Here is a 17,888-nt window from a genome sequence, read left to right as displayed (position 1 = left end):
CGGCGATAACCTCAGCAGTGCCGGCAACGCCTGGCGTAGATGGGTGGAGTGGGCCAATCCAGGGCGTCGTCGAGACGCCTGGGCGTGACGTTTTCAAGAGGAGTTGGATGCTTCACGCTAGTGACACATGGAAGCCCTGTCCAATCACCGGCCGGTCGCCGCGGGCGGGAATGCGGACCGAAGCCTCCGTTGCCGGGATGCGCTTCCGATGCGCGGGGCGGGGCGCACGAGCGCGAAGTCTCGTACGTCCCGCGGGTGCGTCATTCAGCCGTGGTGAATCTCCCGGTCCTTGGTTTCCGGGAGGAACAAGGTGCCGAGGATCGCCGTCATCACCGCGATGACGATGGGGTACCAGAGGCCGTAGTAGATGTCCCCCGTGGCGGCCACCATGGCGAAGGCCACGGTGGGCAGGAAGCCGCCGAACCAGCCATTGCCGATGTGGTAGGGCAGCGACATCGAGGTGTAGCGGATGCGCGCCGGGAACAGCTCCACCAGCCAGGCGGCGATCGGCCCGTAGACCATGGTCACGTAGATCACCAGTACGGTCAGGAGCAGCAGCATGGCCAGGTGGTTGATCTTCGCCGGGTCTGCCTTCTCGGGGTAGCCGGCGACCTTGAGGGCGGTGCCCATCTGCGCGGTGAGGGCCTCGGACTGCGCCTTGAAGTCCGCCGCCGGCATGCCGCGGCCTTCGAAGCTGGCGATGATCTTGTCGCCGATGTGCACCTGGGCCACGGCGCCGGTCTCGGCATGGATGTTCTCGTAGGGGATGGCTTTCTTCGCCAGCAGGCTCTTGGCCAGGTCGCAGGAGCTGACGAATTTGGCCTTGCCCACCGGGTCGAACTGGAACGAGCAGTGGGCCGGGTCGGCGACCACGGTTACCGGGTTCTTCTCCTGGGCGGCGAACACGTCCGGATTACCGTACTGGGTCAGGCCGTGGAAGATCGGGATGTAGGTCAGCGCGGCGAGGATGCAGCCGGCCATGATGATCGGCTTGCGGCCGACCTTGTCGGAGAGGCTGCCGAAGAACACGAAGAACGGCGTGCCCAGCAGCAGGGAGCCGGCGATCAGGAAGTTGGCGGTCTGCGCGTCGATCTTGAGGATCTGCAGCAGGAAGAACAGCGCGTAGAACTGCCCGGTGTACCAGACCACGGCTTGCCCGGCGGTACCGCCAAGCAGCGACATGATCACCACCTTGAGGTTGTCCCAGCGGCCGAAGGATTCGGTCAGCGGTGCCTTGGACGCCTTGCCTTCTGCCTTGATGCGCTGGAATACCGGCGACTCGGAGAGTTGCAGGCGGATGTATACCGAGACGATCAGCAGCAGGATCGACAGCAGGAAGGGCACGCGCCAGCCCCAGGACTCGAAGGCTTCGGTGCCCAGCGCGGTGCGGCAGGCCATGATCACCAGCAGCGAGAGGAACAGGCCCAGGGTTGCGGTTGTCTGGATCCAGGAAGTGAAGAAGCCGCGCTTGCCCGGTGGTGCGTGCTCCGCCACGTAGGTCGCGGCGCCGCCGTACTCGCCGCCCAGGGCGAGGCCCTGGAGCATGCGCAGGGTGATCAGGATGATCGGTGCCGCCACGCCGATGGTGGCGTAGGCCGGCAGCAGGCCGACCACGGCGGTGGAGAGGCCCATGATCACGATGGTGATGAGGAAGGTGTGCTTGCGACCGATCATGTCGCCCAGGCGACCGAACACGATGGCGCCGAAGGGGCGCACCGCGAAGCCGGCGGCGAAGGCCAGCAGGGCGAAGATGAACGCGGTGGTCTCGTTGACCCCTGCGAAGAAGTGCTTGGCGATGATCGCCGCCAGTGAACCGTACAGGTAGAAGTCGTACCACTCGAATACGGTGCCGAGGGAGGAAGCGAAGATGACCTTGCGCTCCTCCTTGGTGATGCCGCTGTGAGGTGCGTTGCCCGCGGCGGGGCTGTAGGTCTGCGCCATGTTCTTCTCCGTCTTGTTCCTGTGAAAGGCCGGAGTCCCTTCTTGCCGTTGCCGCACTCAGGCCCTGGGGCTGATGCCATCGTCATACGGATTGCGAGAAGCGTGAAAACAGGCGGCCTTGCGATGCGGCAAGGTCTTAAAAAAGCATAACCGGCAGCGCCCAGATATCCACCGCCGGCACCGGCAAACCCCCGGCAGGTGCGGGTGAGCGCGCTATTTCCGACGCACGGAGTCGGATATTGCGGCTGGCGTTTTTTTCCAGCCATGGCCAACGGGGTTCGCGCCCACCTCGATCGTCCATCGTCTAAAACTGTCCGGGATGTCTCAGGCTGATACAGCCGTCGCGAATTGCCACGGCCCCGCGCCCCGGTGCATGGGCCAATGGATTGTTTCCCAAGGGTTTTTGCCGCTGGCACGCAATGTGAGAGGGGCAGGGCTCCACACGCCTGCCGTACCAGGCGCCGTCAGAAGGGAGGTTCGCTTGAAGAGGATGTCGTCATTGCTTGTCGGGTTGTGCGCCGCGTTCGTTGGGTGCGCACTGCTCTGGTCATTGCCGTCGCTCGGCAACGCCGCGCTCTGGGCGGTTGCCGTGCTGATCGCGCTGGGGGCGCTGCGCCCGAACCTGCGCCTGCCGGCCTGGCCGCTGGCGCTGGGGGTGCTGTGCGGAGCCTGCCTCGCGCTGGCGCTGCACCTCATGGCCGATCACTTCCAGCTGCGCTACGCGTGGCTCTACAGCAGCGCGGCGCTGCCGGCCTACCTGAAATTCTCCAACCTCTGGGGCGGCGATGAAGGCACGGTGCTGCTGCTGGCGACCTTCTGCATGGTCGCCGCCCTCAGCGGCCGCCAGCTGGACGGCTGGGCCGGACGCGGGATGGCGCTGATCGCCGCCTGGTACACGGCCACCGCCGCCTGGCTCGGGCCTTTCGGCGCCACGCCCGGCGAGTGGCTGGCACACCAGCCCAGCCAGGGCATGAACGCGCACCTGCAGACCTTCTGGATGTCCTTCCATGCGCCGCTGATCCTGTGTGCCTACGCCTGGGCCCTGGCGCCGGCGGGTGCCGCTCTCGGCGCGCTGGGGCAGGGCAGTAGCGCCTACGCCTGGGTGATGCCGCGCTACAGCCGCCGCGCCTGGCTGGTGCTCACCGCCGGCATCGGCGCGGGCATGGCCTGGGCGATGGAGGACTTCACCTTCGGCCAGCTCTGGCACTGGGACCCGGTACAGACCTCGGCCTTCGTCATCTGGGCGCTGCTCGGCGCGGTGCTGCACGGAGCCCGGCGCTGGCGCGCCGATGGCGCCAATCGCCGCCTGCTACCGCTGCTCAGCCTGCTGGCGGCGGCCATGGCCTGCGTGGCGATGGCGGTGACCCGCAGTACGGTGCTGGCCAGCTCGCACCGCTACATCGGCACCACCTCATGGCTCAGTCACCTGGCGCTGGCCTTGATCCTGCTGATCCTCGCGGCGTTCTACCTGGTTGCCGGAAGACGCGCGCAAGCCGGGGCAGGGCGCCGACGCGGGGCGTCGGACTGGACCCTGGACGTGGCCATCTACCTGTTCGCCGGTACCGGGCTGCTGGCCCTCGGCGCGCTGCTCCAGGCGCATCTCTACGAGTGGCTGAGGCTGGAGCGGCCGAGCGAGCTGAAGCCGTTCTTCGAGACGCTGACCGCCTGGGCCACCACCCAGGAGATGGACAGCCTGCGCCGCGCCTTCGACCAGTGGGACGTCAATGGCTACGGCCTGGCAAATGGGCTGCTGCCGCTGCTGGGGCTGCTCGGGTTGATCGGCGGCTACAGCTTCCTGCGCCGCAGCGTCCGGCCCCGGCTGGCGCTGCTGGCCACCCTGGCGATGGTCGGCGTGATGCTCTGGGTCGGCTGGCGCGGTGGCTGGCTGAGCGGCGGCTACAACGGAGAGGGCATGCTCTCGCAAAGCGTGGTGGCGGTGCTGCCCTGGCTGGACGCGGCGCTGCTCGGCGGTGGCTTCCTGATGGGCTGCTGCCTGTTCTGGGGCGCGCTGAGCCTGTGGCGCAGTCGACGCCTGGGCAACCTGCGCTACAGCGGCGGGGTGGCCCTGGTGCACGGCGGTGCGGTGATCGCTCTGGTGGGCGGGCTGGCGGCCACGGCGCTGAATACCTACCAGCAGATCAGCATTCCGCCCGGCACTTCGTTCGAACAGTGGCACGCGGTGATCGGTGGCATGCAGATGCGCGTCTCGCCCGATTCCAGTCGCCCGGATTTCTCCGGCTATCACGCGGTGGCGAAGGTGGAGCTGCGCGATGGCGAGCACACGCTCGCCGGTCACGCGCTGTTCCAGGACAGCCGTGGCAACCCGCCGGCCTACCAGGGCCCGGTACGCCAGCTGTGCGAGATTCTCGATTACCACTACGCGCGCTTCGCCTCGGACCGTGGCTACGTGCTGCATCCGTTCATCGTGCGCGGCTGGAGCGGTGACCTGCAGGTCTGGGTGCCGGCCTCGGCGCGCCTGCTGAAGCAGCCGGGGGACGATATCGAGAGCGTGGTGGTGGTCCGTCGCTACCCGTTCCTCTCGTTCGTCTGGGTCGGCCTGCTGACCATGCTGTTCGGCGCCCTGTTGCTGCCGGCGGGCGGCGCTTTGCGAAAGCGCGGCCATACTGCTTCGGACGGCGTCGCAGAGGCCGTGTCTCAGAGTTAGACAGCAATCGCGAAATTAGACGCATCGGACCTGCGCGAAATTGCCAGGAGTTCCTCGAAATCCCTCTGCAGGTCAGATACGACGGGGCCTGCAGAGGAGTGGCACACAAACTGCTAAATCGCTAGCAAGCGTTCGACACCATCGCGCTTAGCCCATCGGTGGGCACGAATAACCAACAAGAATACCGAGGAGGCCTGACCTTGAAGATGACACGACTTCGGCACTGTCTGGGTGCCGGAACCCTGGCCGCTCTGGCCCTAGCGCTGCACCAGCCGGCCAACGCCGCCGATGGCCAGGCGATCATCAACGCCAAGTGCCAGGCGTGCCACACGCCCGAAGGCAACAATTCCCTGAGCCGCATCAGCCACCAGCGCAAGACCCCCGAGGGCTGGCTGATGAGCATTGGGCGGATGCAGGTGATGTACGGCCTGAAGATCACCGATGACGAGCGTCGCTCGGTGGTCAAGTTCCTTGCCGACAAGCAGGGCCTGGCGCCCAGCGAAACCGACGGCGTGCGCTACGCCCTGGAACGCCGGCTGAACACCGTCGAGAAATTCGATACCAACTTCGAGCAGATGTGCGCCCGCTGCCACTCGGGTGCGCGCATTGCCCTGCAGCGCCGCCCGGCGGCGGAGTGGGAGAAGCTGGTGAACTTCCACCTCGGCCGCTGGCCATCGCTGGAATACCAGGCGCTGGCCCGCGATCGCGACTGGTTCGATCTGGCGAAGAAGGACATGGTTCCGGAACTGGCCAAGCGTTATCCGCTGGACAGCCAGGCCTGGAGCGACTGGAAGCAGCACCGGCCGAAGGCCGATTCGCTGGCGGGTGAGTGGAGCTTCGCCGGGCACATGCCGGGCAAGGGCGACCTCGCCGGCACCATGAGCGTGGCCAAGAGCGGCGACGATGCGTTCAAGGTCAGCGTGAAGGGCCAGTACGCCGATGGCGAGGCGTTCGAGGGTGAAGGCAGCGCGGTGCTGTACAACGGCTACGAGTGGCGCGGCAACGTCACCGTGGGTGACCTGAGCATGCGTCAGGTGTTCGCTGCTCTCAATGGCCAGATGCAGGGCCGCATGTTCGACAAGGCCCACGACGAACGCGGTCTGGACTTCGTCGCGGCCAAGAGCGGCACCAGCCACGTGCTGGGCGTTCAGCCGGCGTACATCAAGGCAGGCGCGGAGACCGAGGTCACCGTGGTCGGTACCGGCCTGAAGGGCAAGCCTTCGTTCGGCAAGGGCGTGGATGTGGTCTCGGTGGTATCGCAGACCCCTGAGCGCGTGACCGTCAAGGTCAAGGCCGGCGATGCGGCGGCGCTCGGTGAGCACGATGTCACCGTCGGCACCGCCAAGGGCGGCAACCTGGCCGTGTACAAGGACATCGCCGAAGTGAAGGTGGTGCCGGAGTTTTCCGTCGCCCGCATCGGCGGCAACGGCGGCTCCACGCCCAAGGTCCAGGGCAGCTTCGACGCCGAGGCCTGGGGCAAGGGCGCCGACGGCAAGCCGTTCCGCATCGGCGTGTTCCCCGCGCAGTGGTCGGTTGAGCCCTTCGATGACCGCGCCAAGGAAGACCAGGACGTGAAGTTCGCCGGTGAGATGGATGCCGACACCGGTATCTTCACCCCGGGCGACGCCGGTCCGAACCCGGCACGCAAGATGATGACCAACAACGCCGGCAACCTGAAGGTGATTGCCGCGGTGGACGACGCGGGCCAGTCGCACAAGGGCGAAGGGCACATGATCGTGACCGTGCAGCGTTGGAACAACCCGCCGATCCCATAACAGTCGGAATCGGATGAACTGAACGCGTGAGTCCCGCCTTCGGGCGGGCACATCCTGAGAGTTCCGGGAGGTCGCCATGGGCGCCATCTTGAATCTGGTCGAACGCAACCTGCACGAAGTGCGGGTGGACGACGACCGCCTGTTGTTCCACATCCCCAGCTCCTCGCTGTTCGCCAGCGACGAGCTGACCGGTGGGATCATCGACGCGCTGCGCGGGCATGCCTGCTCGCCGGACGAGCTGACCCAACGCCTGGGCGGGCGTTTTGCCGCCGAGGAAATCGATGAGACCCTGCGCGAGCTGATCGCGCTGGAGCTGGTCAGCGATGGGTCGCCGCTGACCCCTGAAATCGGCATCAAGAAGGTTGACCGCACTGCGCTCAACACCGTGGTGCTGAACGTCAATACCGGCTGCAACCTGAGCTGCACCTACTGCTACAAGGAAGACCTGGACAAGCCCTCCGCCGGCAAGAAGATGGGCGCGGAGACCGCCGAGGCTTCGGTGGAAATGCTGATCAAGGAGTCGCCGGACGAGCAGCGCTACACTGTGGTGTTCTTCGGTGGCGAGCCGCTGTCCAACCGCCCGCTGATCGAGCACATGGTCGCCTATTGCGAGCGTCGCTTCGGCGAGCTGGGCAAGACGGTGGACTTCGTCATGACCACCAACGCCACGCTGCTCACCGAAGAGATCATCGACTGGCTCAACGCACATCGCTTCGGTCTGTCGATCAGCATCGACGGGCCGAAGACGGTGCACGACCGCAACCGCATCACCGTGGGCGGGCAGGGCACCTATGACGTGGTGCGGCGCAAGGCCGACATGCTGCTTTCGCGCTATACCTCGCGGCCGGTTGGGGCGCGGGTGACCCTGACCACCGGCGTCACCGACGTCGAGACCATCTGGGACCACCTGTTCAACGAGATGGGCTTTGCCGAGGTCGGTTTCGCGCCGGTCACCTCAGGCGACATCAGCAGCTTCAACCTCACCGGGGAGGAGCTCAAGCAGGTGTTCGCCAACATGAAGGCACTCGGCCGGCGGTACCTGGACGAGGCGCTGGAAGGGCGCAACATCGGCTTCTCCAACCTGCACCAGCTGATCACCGACATCCACGAAGGGCAGAAGAAGGCCCTGCCGTGCGGTGCCGGCCTGAAGATGCTGGCGGTGGATCACAAGGGCGAGCTGAACCTCTGCCACCGCTTCACCGGCTCATCCTTGCCGACCTTCGGCAACGTGCATGAAGGGGTGAAGCAGGCCGAGCTGAACGACTTCCTGTCGCAGCGCCTGGACCGCACCGACACCGGCTGCGCCAGCTGCCGCATCCGCAACCTCTGCTCCGGCGGCTGCTACCACGAGAGCTACGCGCGCTACGGCGATCCGGCGCATCCCACTTACCACTACTGCGAACTGATGAGGGACTGGGTCGACTTCGGCATCGAGGTCTACAGCCGGATCATGGCTTCCAACCCCGGCTTCATCGACCGCCACATCACTCCGCGGAAGGCGCACTGACATGAAACATCTGAAAGCCATCAACAACAAAGCACAGAAGCTTGAACAGGCCGCCGCCGAGGATCGCATCGAGGACGTGGTGGCGATGAACTCCGTGGCAGGTTGCGCCTCGACCACCGACCCGGGCTGGGAAATCGACGTGTTCGGCGGTGTGTCCTCGCTCTGCCAGCCGATGGAAGCGGACCTCTACGGCTGCTCCGACCCTTGCTGGTGGCCGGCCCAGGTGCCGGACATGATGAGTACCTACCCCGACTGGAACAAGGATGCGCAGGCCTCGGCCGAGAACTGGCGCAACCTCGGCACCGTATTCCCGGACGACAAATAAGCGGACAGAAGAACAAGAGGAAAACCTGCATGTCCAGAAAAGCATTCGCCGCCGCGCTCGGCGGCCTCTCGTTGGCCTGCGCGCTGCAAGCCGTCGCCGCTGATGCCGACGCCGACAAGAGCAAGGCGCTGGAAAGTGGCCACGAGTACCTGATCAGCACCAACTACCCGAACAACCTGCACGTCATCGACATGCAGACCGACAAGCTGTTCAAGACCTGCACCATCCCCGGCGCCTACGGCCCGGGCATGACCCAGCTGTCGCCGGATCGCAAGGTGGTCTACATCCTGACCAACCACTACGCGGACATCTACGGCCTGCAGCTCAGCGACTGCAAGCCGGTGTTCCACGCCACCATCGCGCAGAAGCCGGGTGAAAACGCGCGGGCGATGTTCTCCATGACCGTCAGCCATGACGGCAAGGAGATCTATGCCATCGCCAACCCGACGCAGATCCTCGCTGAGCATTACGAGGTGCAGCAGCCGCGCCTGCAGGTCTACTCGGTGGCCGACGGCATGGAGGCCAAGCCCGTGCGCACCTTCCCGGCGCCACGTCAGCTGACCATCATGCAGACCGGTGACGACGGCACCCTCTACGTGGCGGGCCCGGACATCTACAAGGTGGATGTGAAGACCGGCAAGTTCGATGTGGCTATCCCCAGCCGCAACTGGAAGCGCCCGAACTACTCGCCGCCGGATGTGCTCTACGTGTGGAACCAGCAGACCTACTCGCGTGATTTCTCGCTGTTCTACACCGCCGCCAGGTTCAAGGACGCCAAGCAGGACCCGGCCACCGCCGACGCCCTGTACGGCTTCTTCAACATCGACCTGGCCACCGGCAAGACCGAGACCGTCGACTTCGGCCCGGTCACCGAGGTGTACTTCAGCGGCATGCGCTCGCCGACCGACCGCAACGTCATCTACGGTGTGCTCAACCGCCTGACCAAGTACGACATCAAGGAGCAGAAGCTGGTCAAGGCGGCGAACCTCGACCACTCCTACTACTGCCTGACCGTCAACAAGGCCGGCACCAAGCTTTACCTCTCCGGTACCTTCAACGACGTGGCGATCTTCGACGCCAACAGCCTGGAGCGCCTCGGCGATCTGAAGCTGCCCGGCGGCGACATGGCGATCACCACCAGCCAGGCTTTCGTAGCCAACTGATCGTTGCCCGGTGACACCCCAATGCCCGGAGCACTTGCGTGCTCCGGGCATTTCTTTTGGGCGGGCTTCAGATCTCCGCTTCCGGGCTCACGGCTTTGGCTGCCAGGTAACGCTGCGCACCGCAGCGCGCACAGCGCTGGCAGAGCATTGGCACGTGGCCGACTTTGGTCAGATTCCCGTCATCCCACAGGCATCCCAGGAAAAAGCAGCGCAATCGCATATGTCCTCCTCCGGATCGTTCCGGTTCGTAGACAGGCAGAAAGTGCAGGTGACGCTCCTGGCTTATTCTTGTACGGAGACGGGTGGAAGCCTCGCGCTGGCCGTCTAGAATGGACAATCTAATGTGCTGGATGGTCTCCGGCAGCCGCCTCCATGAGGCCTCGAAAGGCGTGTCGTATCAGGTGACAGCGTTCAGGAGGCGCAGTTTCTGGTGGCGCTTATTCGTCAACAAATTGACGAAAAGTTATCAATTGTTAATTGCTGCGACAAATTAACGCCGCATTTTTGATGCTTTTTTGCTATGATTGACCATCAGGTTAAGGACAACTCGCAGAGATTTTCCATGAATACCGCGTCACCCCTGGCCGCAGTCATTGGCACCGCTTCCTCCCGCTACCGTGGCAGTGAACTGGATCATTACGCTGATCTGGCCGCCCTGCAGTCGGCATCGACCTACGATGTGCTGATCATCGACCTGCCCGGGTTCCAGGCTGGGCAGATGCTCCGCAGTCTGCGTCAGGACTCTCGCTATCGCTTTGCCCTGATCTATTGCTGCCAGGATCTTGACCCCTGGTGCATTGCGCTGGGTGACGGTGCGCCGCCGGCCGAGGCGGGCGCAATCACGCCGCTCTGGCGCCTGTGGCGCGAGCGCTTCAGCCTGTTCAATCGCGGGCAGGCTCCGGCTCGCTTCGAGGAGCGCGTACTGGCCTGGCTCTGGCTGCGCTCGCGCGGGGATGTGCACGCTGTACGTGACACCGCCGTGCCCCAGCATTACCGCTACCCGATTCTCGAAGCCCTGAGCGACAGCGAGGAGATCAACCCGTTCTCCTGGCTGCAACTGATGGGGCAGCAGGGCTGGCTCGAAGAGGGCGAATTGCTGGACCGTCTGCGCCTGTGCACCGGCTGCGGCTCGGGGCGCCTGAACTACGTGGACGTGTGCCCGGAGTGCCAGGCCCTGGACATCGGTCGCCAGCCGTCGCTGCACTGCTTCACCTGCGGCCACGTCGGACCCCAGGAGCACTTCCTCAAGGATGGCTTGCTGTTGTGTCCGAACTGCCTGACGCGTCTGCGCCACATCGGCAGTGACTACGACCGCCCCCTTGAGAACTACCGTTGCCGCAGCTGCCAGGCGTTCTTCGTCGACGCCGCCGTGGAGGCGCGTTGCCTGGATTGCGGGCAGAATCATGAGCCGGACAAGTTGCGGGTGCGCGAGGTGCGCCACTTCCGCATTGCCGAGGCGGGGCGCCTGCGCTGCCGCGAGGGCTTCGCCGCAACCTCGGCGAACATGGAACGGTTCGGCAGCCTCAGCCTGCTGCCGCGCCAGGCGTTCCTGGAACTGCTCACCTGGCAGTTGCAACTGACCACGCGACACCGCAATCCGCCGTTCTCCCTGCTTGGCCTGCGCTTCGTCAATCTGCTGGAAACCCTCTCCGAGCTGGGCGAGATGCGTGGCCACGCCCTGGTCGATGGCCTGGTGGAGCGCCTGCAGGAAGCCGTGCGCGAGACAGATCGCTGCTCGCGCATGAGCGAGGAAGTGCTCTGGGTGCTCATGCCGCAAACCGACGCCGCCGGGTTGGAAGTTGTGCGCCAGCGCCTGGCCAAGGGCGCCGAGCGCCTGACCCAGGAACGGGCGACGCGCATCGAGGTCCGCCTTGCCGGTTTCACCGCGCCGGACGACCAGTTGGAGCAGGAAGACGCCGCCTTGCTGCTGGCCAGGCTGGGCGGACAACTCGGCTGACGCATGGAAGCCTTCATCGAACAATGGCTGCTGCTGATCGCGGAGTTGGCCCGTAGCGACGGGTTCTTCCAGGCGGCCTTCAAGTTGCTGCCGGCCTTCCTGCTCCTGGAAGTGCCGCTCAACCTGATGGTGCTGATCGGCGTGCTGCGCTGGTTCATGCGCAAGCCTTTCGAGCTGCCCAAGGACAACGGGTACCGCCCGCGGGTGTCCTGCATCATCACCTGCTACAGCGAAGGTCTGGATGTGCAGAAGACCTTGCTGAGCCTGTGCGAGCAGACTTATCCGGGCTACATCGAGATGATCCCTGTGGTCGATGGCGCGGCGGTCAACAAGCCCACCATGCAGGCGGTGCGGGACTTCCGCGTCGATTCGACGCTGTATCCGCGACGTCTGCTGCGACCCATCGCCAAATGGCAGCGCGGCGGCCGGGTGTCGTCGCTCAACGCCGGCCTCGCGCATTGCACCGGCGAGATCATCATGGCGCTGGACGGCGACACCTCCTTCGACAACGACATGGTCAGTCGGATCGTCCGGCATTTCGCCGATCCCGACGTGCCGGCGGTGGCCGGCAGCCTGCGGGTGCGCAATGCCTGGGCTTCGCTGACCACGGCGATGCAGGCGCTGGAGTACCAGTTGTCGATCCACATGGCCAAGATCGGCCTGAGCGAGTGGAATCTGGTGAACAACGTCTCCGGGGCCTTCGGTGCTTTCCGCCGCAGCTTCCTCGACAAGATCGGCGGCTGGGACACCCACACGGCGGAAGACCTGGACCTCACCCTGCGGATCAAGAACTACTTCGGCCGCAAGCCCTTGCGCATCCCCTTCGAGCCCGGCGCCATCGGGCATACCGATGCGCCGGTGAAGTTCCTCCAGTTCCTCCAGCAGCGGCTGCGCTGGGATGGCGACCTGTACTTCCTCTACATCCGCAAGCATCGCCACAGCTTCAATCCGCGCCTGCTGGGCTGGTCCAATTTTCTGATGACGCTGATCACCGGCTTCTTCTTCCAGCTGGTGCTGCCGTTCATCATCTTCGGCTACTGCGTGATCGGTCCCCTGGTCGTGCCCTTGCCGCGCTTCCTTGCCCTGGCGTCGCTCATCTACCTGGTCTACCTGGGCATGACCCTGCTGTTGTACCTGGCCATGCTGGTCCTGGTTTCGGAGCGTCCGCGCAAGGACCTGAAACTGTTCCCGGTGGTCTTCGTCTTCCCCCTGTTCATGCTGGTCATGCGCCTGTGGAGCGCCGTGGCCATGCTCAACGAGGCCCTGCGCCGCGGCCATGAAGAAACCAGCATGGCGCCCTGGTGGGTGCTGCGTAAGGCAAAGAGGTTCTGATCTGATGATGCGTCACCTGCTCCTTGGCTCCCTGCTGCTGGCCGCCGGCTTCTCCCAGGCCGACGTGCTGCCGTTGTCGCGGGTCCTCGAAAGCGCCGACGACAGCGCCGTCCTGCAAGCCAATGCCGCCAACCTGCATGCCCTGGATGCACTCAAGGAGCAGCGCGAGGCCGAAGCGGGCTGGGAGTGGTTCGGCGCGGCCAGCGCGGGCCACTATCGCGAGCTGGTGACCGAGAGCGTGATCGATACCTACTACGGGCGGAACATGGCGCTGGGTTTGCGCCATCCCTTGCTGGGCAGCCTGCGGCGACAAGTGCAGGCGGTCTCCGCCGTCGAGCTCGAACAGCAGCGGCAGCAATCCCGCCGCCTGCTGCAAAAGGCCGAACAGCGGCTGGCGCTGCGCAGCGCCTACGCCGACTGGTGGCGCGCGGAAGAGGAAAACCGTTGGTGCCAGACCCTGCTGCCCGCCGCGTCGGGCGCCCGCGAGCGGCTGGCCTTGCGGCAGCGCCAGGGCTGGTTGCTGCCGTCCCAGGCGAAGCTGCTGGACGGCCAGTGGCAGTCCCTGCAGCGCCGCTGCGAGACCAGCGCGCGACTGCTTGACGATACCCGTTCCAGCCTCGCCGAACTCTCCGGCCTGGATATCTCCCCCAGCCAGCAGGCGCAGGCGGAATCGCTGGCGGCGCGGGTCCAGCCGCTGACCAGCTGGCGCCAGGCGCTGGAAGGCCATCCGCGCCTGCAGGAGCGCCAGGATGAATTGCGCGATGCGGAGCGGAACCGGAAGTCGCCCTGGTATGACAGCATCGATTCCAGTTTCAGCGTTGCGCAGAGCCTCGAGGACCGTAACGGGGCCAGCAGCACCGGGAATGGCCTGGTCGCCAGCCTGAACTTCTCCGCACCCTTCGACCTGTTGTCATACGGTCAGGCCCGTGGGCGGGAAGGGGAGGCGCGCCAACGGGCGGCCCAGGCCCAGTTGAAGGCCGAGCGCCAGAAGTTGCTGCAGGACCTGGCCAGGGCCCTGCAGGGCCAGCAGCAGGCCGTGGACGGCCTGGAGCGCGAGCGCGAGCAGTTCGCCGTCTCGGCTGTGGCCCTGCGCGAGCAGCGCCTGCGTTCGGAACGTGCAACGTCCGACGGCCCCAGCGAAGAGCAGGCCGTGGAGCTGGAACGCTATGACAGCGGCCTGCGCCTGATCGCCGCGTGGCATGCGGTCTGGTTGCGCGAAGCCGCCTTGCGCCTGTTCGTCGACGATGACCAGGCATTGAGCCCGCTGCTCGGCGTGCAGGACCTCAGTTGGCAGCCGCCGGCAGGTACGCAGGCGCAGGCGAAGGCCAGCCCCTCCCAGAGCGCGGCCTGGAACCAGGGGGCCTACCTGTGGAAGAGCCAGGCCCTGCTGCAACCTACGAGCCGCAGCGCCGAACTGAAGGCACTGCGCAGCGCCGGCATGCAGCGTCTCTACGTCGGACTCGATGCACGCCAGGTCGCGGATATGCCGACCCTGCGCGGGCAGCTCCAGCTGACCCTGGCCGACGCCCGTGCCCAGGGCATGCAGGTCGTCCTGCTGCTGGGCGACCCGGCCTGGCTGTCCGCCAGCGGGCGAAAGGACCTGCTGGCGCTGCTCGGCCAGCTTCGCGACATCCGCTTCGACGCCGTGCACCTGGATCTGGAGGTCGAGCAGCTCGGCTGGCCGGTGCCCGACAGTCGCCTGCAGGACTGGCTGGATACCGTGGGTGCCGTCGGCCAGCTCGATTACTGGCCGCTGGAGCTGTCCAGCCACCCGCGCTGGTTCGCCGAGTCCACTGGCGGCCCCTGCGTGCCTTGCGCCTTGCCCAAGCGCGGTGTCAAGCAGGTCAGCCTGATGATCTACACCCGCAATCCCGAACGCAGCGCGGAGCTTGCGGAGTCCATTGCCCGGCGTTGGCCGGCGCTGCGTTTCCGACTGGCGCAGAGTGTCGAGCCGCAATTGTCGGCCGAAGAGTCCTGGGCCGGGGCGTCGCGCGTCCAGCTGCAGCAGCAGGTGGAGCGCTGGCGTACGCGTCTGCAGGCGGCCGGGGTTTCCGGAATCGACTGGCAGGACTGGTCCCATTTCCCGCATTGAGCATCCCATGAAGATTCGATTCTCCAGCCCCAAGGAACAACAGCCCACTCAGGACCAGGGCCTCAAGGTGCTTTACGCGCCGGGCAAGCGCATGGCGTTCAAGCTGCGCTGGTATCTGATCCTGCTGGTGGTGACCAGCCCGCTGCTGTTCCTGGTGGGGCGCGAAATGCTCGGCCTCTGGCTGATCGAGGCGCCCGCGCAACTGCACCTGCCATCCAGCGAGCTGCGGGCCCGTGAGGCCGGGCAGGTGGCACAGGTGCTGGTCCGCCCCGGCGACAAGGTAACGGCTGGCCAGCTGCTGATGAGCATGGACAACCCCGAATGGCGTGCTCGCCTGGCGCTGCTGTCCGACCCCTCGAAGGCCGCACCCGTGGCACCTGGGCGCCGGACCCTCAGCGAAAGCGAACGCGCGCCTCTTGTGCGCCTGTTGAGCAGCGCGGAAAGCCGCCTGCAACAACTGCGTGGCCTGCTCGCCGCCGGTGCGGCGACCCGAGGGGAAGTGCTGCAGGCCCAGGACGAGCGTGACCGTCGCCAGCGCGACCTGGTGGAGTTCGACCGCCGCGAAGCTCAACCGGGGGATGACACCCTGGATCGTCAGCGTCGACTGGAGAGCGACTGGCTGCAGTCGCGCCTGCAGGGGCTGGAGCTGAAGGCCAACGATTCGGGCGTCATCAGCGAAGTCCTGGTCGGCGAGGGCGAGAACGTCGGCCCTGGCACCTTGCTGATGCGCCTGCAGCGTCTCGGCGAGGCCGAGATCTGGATCTACCTCGATCCGCGCTTTGCCGAGTACGCATCGCCCGGCCAGCCGTTCCGCGTGCGCCTGCCGGACGGGACGTGGCTGCCGGCGGAGGTGGTGCGCATGGTGGAAGATGCCGCCCCGGTACCGGTGGAATTGCGCGAGGCCTTCAGCGCGCCGAACCGCAACCTGCGCCTGCTGGCGCGGGTCAAGGGCGAATGGCCGGCGTTCTGGCGTGTCGACCGCCTGGGCCTGAAGGCGCGTTTCCCGCATCGCTGGCACTGGCTCAACCGCTGGGCGGTCCAGGAGTAATACACCTGCCAGGCGTCAGCCTTGCTGACGCCTGCGGTGCTGGCTGCCGGCCCGCAATGGGGCGGCAGGGCGAGCCTGCGGTGATGCCGTCCTCCCGTTAAGGCGGCACCGGGGAGGGGCGGCATTCGCTTCGGGTGTCGCCCGGTCTGATTCCAACCTTCTGTTCCGCACGCTCCGCTGACTGACGTCGGAGTGCTGTACTCCTTTGATCTCCTTGTCGCCCTCACGCGTTTGCAAGGCTGTTGACAGATAATATTACTTGCATAATATTAATCTTCAGATGACGGCTGTAATTCAATTGCGGGCCGGACATTCCAGACGGCCCCCTCGGGCCCTGATCCCCCTTGCATGCGGCGCGCATTGCGCCTCTGGAGAAAAACCATGAATGCCAAATCCGAACTGGGCCGCGCACTGATCACCGGTGCTTCCTCCGGCATCGGCGCGACCTATGCCCAGCGCCTTGCCGCCCAGGGGTATGACCTGCTGCTGGTGGCCCGCGACCAGCAGCGCCTGGATGCATTGGCTGCCGGCCTGGGCGAGCAGTACGGCGTCTCGGTGCAGGTGCTGAAGGCCGACCTTACCCGCAAGGAAGACCGCGCCCGCGTCGAGGCCCGCCTGCGTGAGGACGAGAGCATCAGCCTGCTGCTGAACAATGCCGGGGTGGCGATCAACGGCACCCTGCTGGAAACCGATCTTGACCGCCTGGAAAGCATGATCGAGCTGAACGTCACCGCCATCGCGCGCCTGGCCGGCAGCGCCGCCAAGGCCTTTGCCGGGCGCGGTCGCGGCACCATCATCAACGTCGCTTCGGTACTGGCCCTGGCGCCGGAGTTGTTCAACGGCAGCTACAGCGCCACCAAGGCCTTCGTGCTCAACCTGACCCTGTCCATGCAGCAGGAACTGGCGCCGCTGGGCCTGCGCATCCAGGCCGTGCTGCCGGGCGCCACCCGCACCGAAATCTGGGAGCGCGCCGGTACCGAGATATCCGCACTGCCGCCGGAAATGCTGATGGACGTGAACCACATGGTGGACGCCGCGCTGGCAGGCCTTGCCCAGGGTGAAGTGGTGACCCTGCCGGCGCTGCCGGATGCCGGCGAGTTCGAAGCCTTCACCGCAGCGCGGCTGAAGATGGCGCCGAACCTGTCCCGCAGCGCCCCGGCGCAGCGCTATGGCATCGCGGTCGACTGAGTGAATCGTTGAGTGGCGAAAGCTTGCCCCGGCCTGGTGCCGGGGCTTTTTTATGCGTGGAGTTTTTTGTGGGAGCGCGTGTGCTCGCGAATAAACTCCGCTGCGGATCTGGTGCAGGAGCGCGCCATGCGCGCGATCGCGGGCATGGCCCACTCCTACAATGGAGAGTTCCTCGGCTTGTAGGATGGGTGGAGCGAAGCGATACCCATGCTGCCCGGCCGCAGGATCACTCCGTCGCGCCAATCTCCCGCTTCAGATGCCGTCGGGTGCTTTCCAGGATGCGGTCGGACATCTCCGGATCGGACACGCTGCGCGACAGCACCAACGCGCCGATCAGGGTGGCGAGCAGGGCGACACTCTCGTCCTCGGCATGCTCGCTGGGCAGCGCCTTCTCGATGGCATCGATTCGCGCCTGGACGATGGCGTCGGTGGTGGCGCTGGCATGGCCGCGCGCACCCAGTTCAGCCGAGATGGTCGGCAGCGGGCAGCCCTTGCCGGGCGTATTGCGGTGGCCGGGGGACAGGTACTGGTCGATGAAGCCGGGAAGCGGATCGGTCTTTTCGAACTGCTGGTCGACGACCGGGCGCAGCTGCTCGGCGGCCTGCTGCAGGGCGATTTCCACCAGCTCGTCCTTGGACTTGAAGTGTGCGTAGAAACCGCCATGGGTCAGGCCCAGCGCCTTCATCAGCGTCTGCAGGCCGGTGGCGTCGACGCCTTCGCTGCGGAAGCGCTGTGCCGCCTCGTTGATGATGCGCTCTCGGGTCTGGGCCTTGTGGTCTTCGGAATAACGCATGACCGGGGTCTCCTGCGGATCATGGGATGCTGAGTATCATTCTAACGCAGGGTGGGCGAGGGGTGGTGATTCAGGGCAGACATGGCATGTGTTGAAAGACGA

General features: G+C 65.8%; 13 protein-coding genes. 10 read left to right on the top strand and 3 right to left on the bottom strand.

The window, feature by feature from the left end:
• Positions 1-264: 264 nt before the first annotated feature.
• Complete coding sequence (locus GA645_RS15895; RefSeq protein ID WP_152223978.1) at positions 265-1,941, bottom strand: MFS transporter; 1,677 nt, start codon at positions 1,939-1,941, stop codon at positions 265-267.
• Positions 1,942-2,431: 490 nt separating this feature from the next.
• Between GA645_RS15895 and ccsA the strand changes: the two genes are divergently transcribed.
• The 5 genes from ccsA (at position 2,432) to peaD (ending at position 9,376) form a co-directional block, all read left to right on the top strand.
• Positions 2,432-4,606 carry a cytochrome c biogenesis protein CcsA gene (gene ccsA / locus GA645_RS15890; RefSeq protein ID WP_152223977.1) on the top strand — a complete coding sequence of 725 codons (2,175 nt, stop codon included), beginning with the start codon at positions 2,432-2,434 and terminating at the stop codon, positions 4,604-4,606.
• 206 nt (positions 4,607-4,812) lie between these two features.
• The gene (peaA, locus tag GA645_RS15885; RefSeq protein WP_178119630.1) at positions 4,813-6,381 is read left to right on the top strand and encodes a quinohemoprotein amine dehydrogenase subunit alpha; all 1,569 of its coding nucleotides are present in this window, start codon (positions 4,813-4,815) and stop codon (positions 6,379-6,381) included.
• Positions 6,382-6,457: 76 nt separating this feature from the next.
• Positions 6,458-7,888, top strand: a complete 1,431-nt coding sequence (peaB, locus tag GA645_RS15880) for a quinohemoprotein amine dehydrogenase maturation protein (protein WP_152223975.1) — start codon at positions 6,458-6,460, stop codon at positions 7,886-7,888.
• Position 7,889: 1 nt separating this feature from the next.
• Complete coding sequence (qhpC, locus tag GA645_RS15875; protein ID WP_152223974.1) at positions 7,890-8,213, top strand: quinohemoprotein amine dehydrogenase subunit gamma; 324 nt, start codon at positions 7,890-7,892, stop codon at positions 8,211-8,213.
• Positions 8,214-8,242: 29 nt separating this feature from the next.
• On the top strand, positions 8,243-9,376 hold the full coding sequence (gene peaD, locus GA645_RS15870) for a quinohemoprotein amine dehydrogenase subunit beta (protein WP_152223973.1): 1,134 nt from the start codon (positions 8,243-8,245) through the stop codon (positions 9,374-9,376).
• A gap of 67 nt (positions 9,377-9,443) precedes the next feature.
• On the opposite strand, the gene GA645_RS29190 is transcribed toward peaD, so the two are convergent.
• The gene (locus tag GA645_RS29190) at positions 9,444-9,596 is read right to left on the bottom strand and encodes a PSPA7_2676 family Cys-rich small protein (protein WP_306092904.1); all 153 of its coding nucleotides are present in this window, start codon (positions 9,594-9,596) and stop codon (positions 9,444-9,446) included.
• A 342-nt stretch (positions 9,597-9,938) separates the two neighbouring features.
• Here GA645_RS29190 and GA645_RS15865 point away from each other — a divergent pair, with 342 nt between their 5' ends.
• From GA645_RS15865 to GA645_RS15845, 5 genes are all read left to right on the top strand, one after another.
• Positions 9,939-11,333 carry a diguanylate cyclase domain-containing protein gene (locus GA645_RS15865; RefSeq protein WP_152223972.1) on the top strand — a complete coding sequence of 465 codons (1,395 nt, stop codon included), beginning with the start codon at positions 9,939-9,941 and terminating at the stop codon, positions 11,331-11,333.
• 3 nt (positions 11,334-11,336) lie between these two features.
• Complete coding sequence (locus tag GA645_RS15860; RefSeq protein WP_152223971.1) at positions 11,337-12,665, top strand: glycosyltransferase; 1,329 nt, start codon at positions 11,337-11,339, stop codon at positions 12,663-12,665.
• A 4-nt stretch (positions 12,666-12,669) separates the two neighbouring features.
• Positions 12,670-14,757 (top strand): TolC family protein, encoded by a 2,088-nt coding sequence (locus GA645_RS15855; RefSeq protein ID WP_152223970.1) that lies wholly within the window; start codon positions 12,670-12,672, stop codon positions 14,755-14,757.
• Positions 14,758-14,764: 7 nt separating this feature from the next.
• Positions 14,765-15,805, top strand: coding sequence for an efflux RND transporter periplasmic adaptor subunit (locus GA645_RS15850; protein WP_152223969.1), 1,041 nt, complete (start codon positions 14,765-14,767; stop codon positions 15,803-15,805).
• A 381-nt stretch (positions 15,806-16,186) separates the two neighbouring features.
• Positions 16,187-16,993 carry an SDR family oxidoreductase gene (locus tag GA645_RS15845; protein ID WP_152223968.1) on the top strand — a complete coding sequence of 269 codons (807 nt, stop codon included), beginning with the start codon at positions 16,187-16,189 and terminating at the stop codon, positions 16,991-16,993.
• Positions 16,994-17,219: 226 nt separating this feature from the next.
• Here the strand turns inward: GA645_RS15845 and GA645_RS15840 are convergent, their stop codons facing one another.
• Entirely contained in the window at positions 17,220-17,786 is a 567-nt protein-coding gene (locus tag GA645_RS15840) for a TetR/AcrR family transcriptional regulator (protein ID WP_152223967.1), read from the bottom strand.
• Positions 17,787-17,888 lie beyond the last annotated feature (102 nt).

The sequence above is a fragment of the Pseudomonas sp. SCB32 genome (genome assembly GCF_009189165.1).
Classification (GTDB): domain Bacteria; phylum Pseudomonadota; class Gammaproteobacteria; order Pseudomonadales; family Pseudomonadaceae; genus Pseudomonas.
Note: the sequence above shows the minus strand (reverse complement) of the source record. Positions and strands in the feature narration are given on the sequence as shown.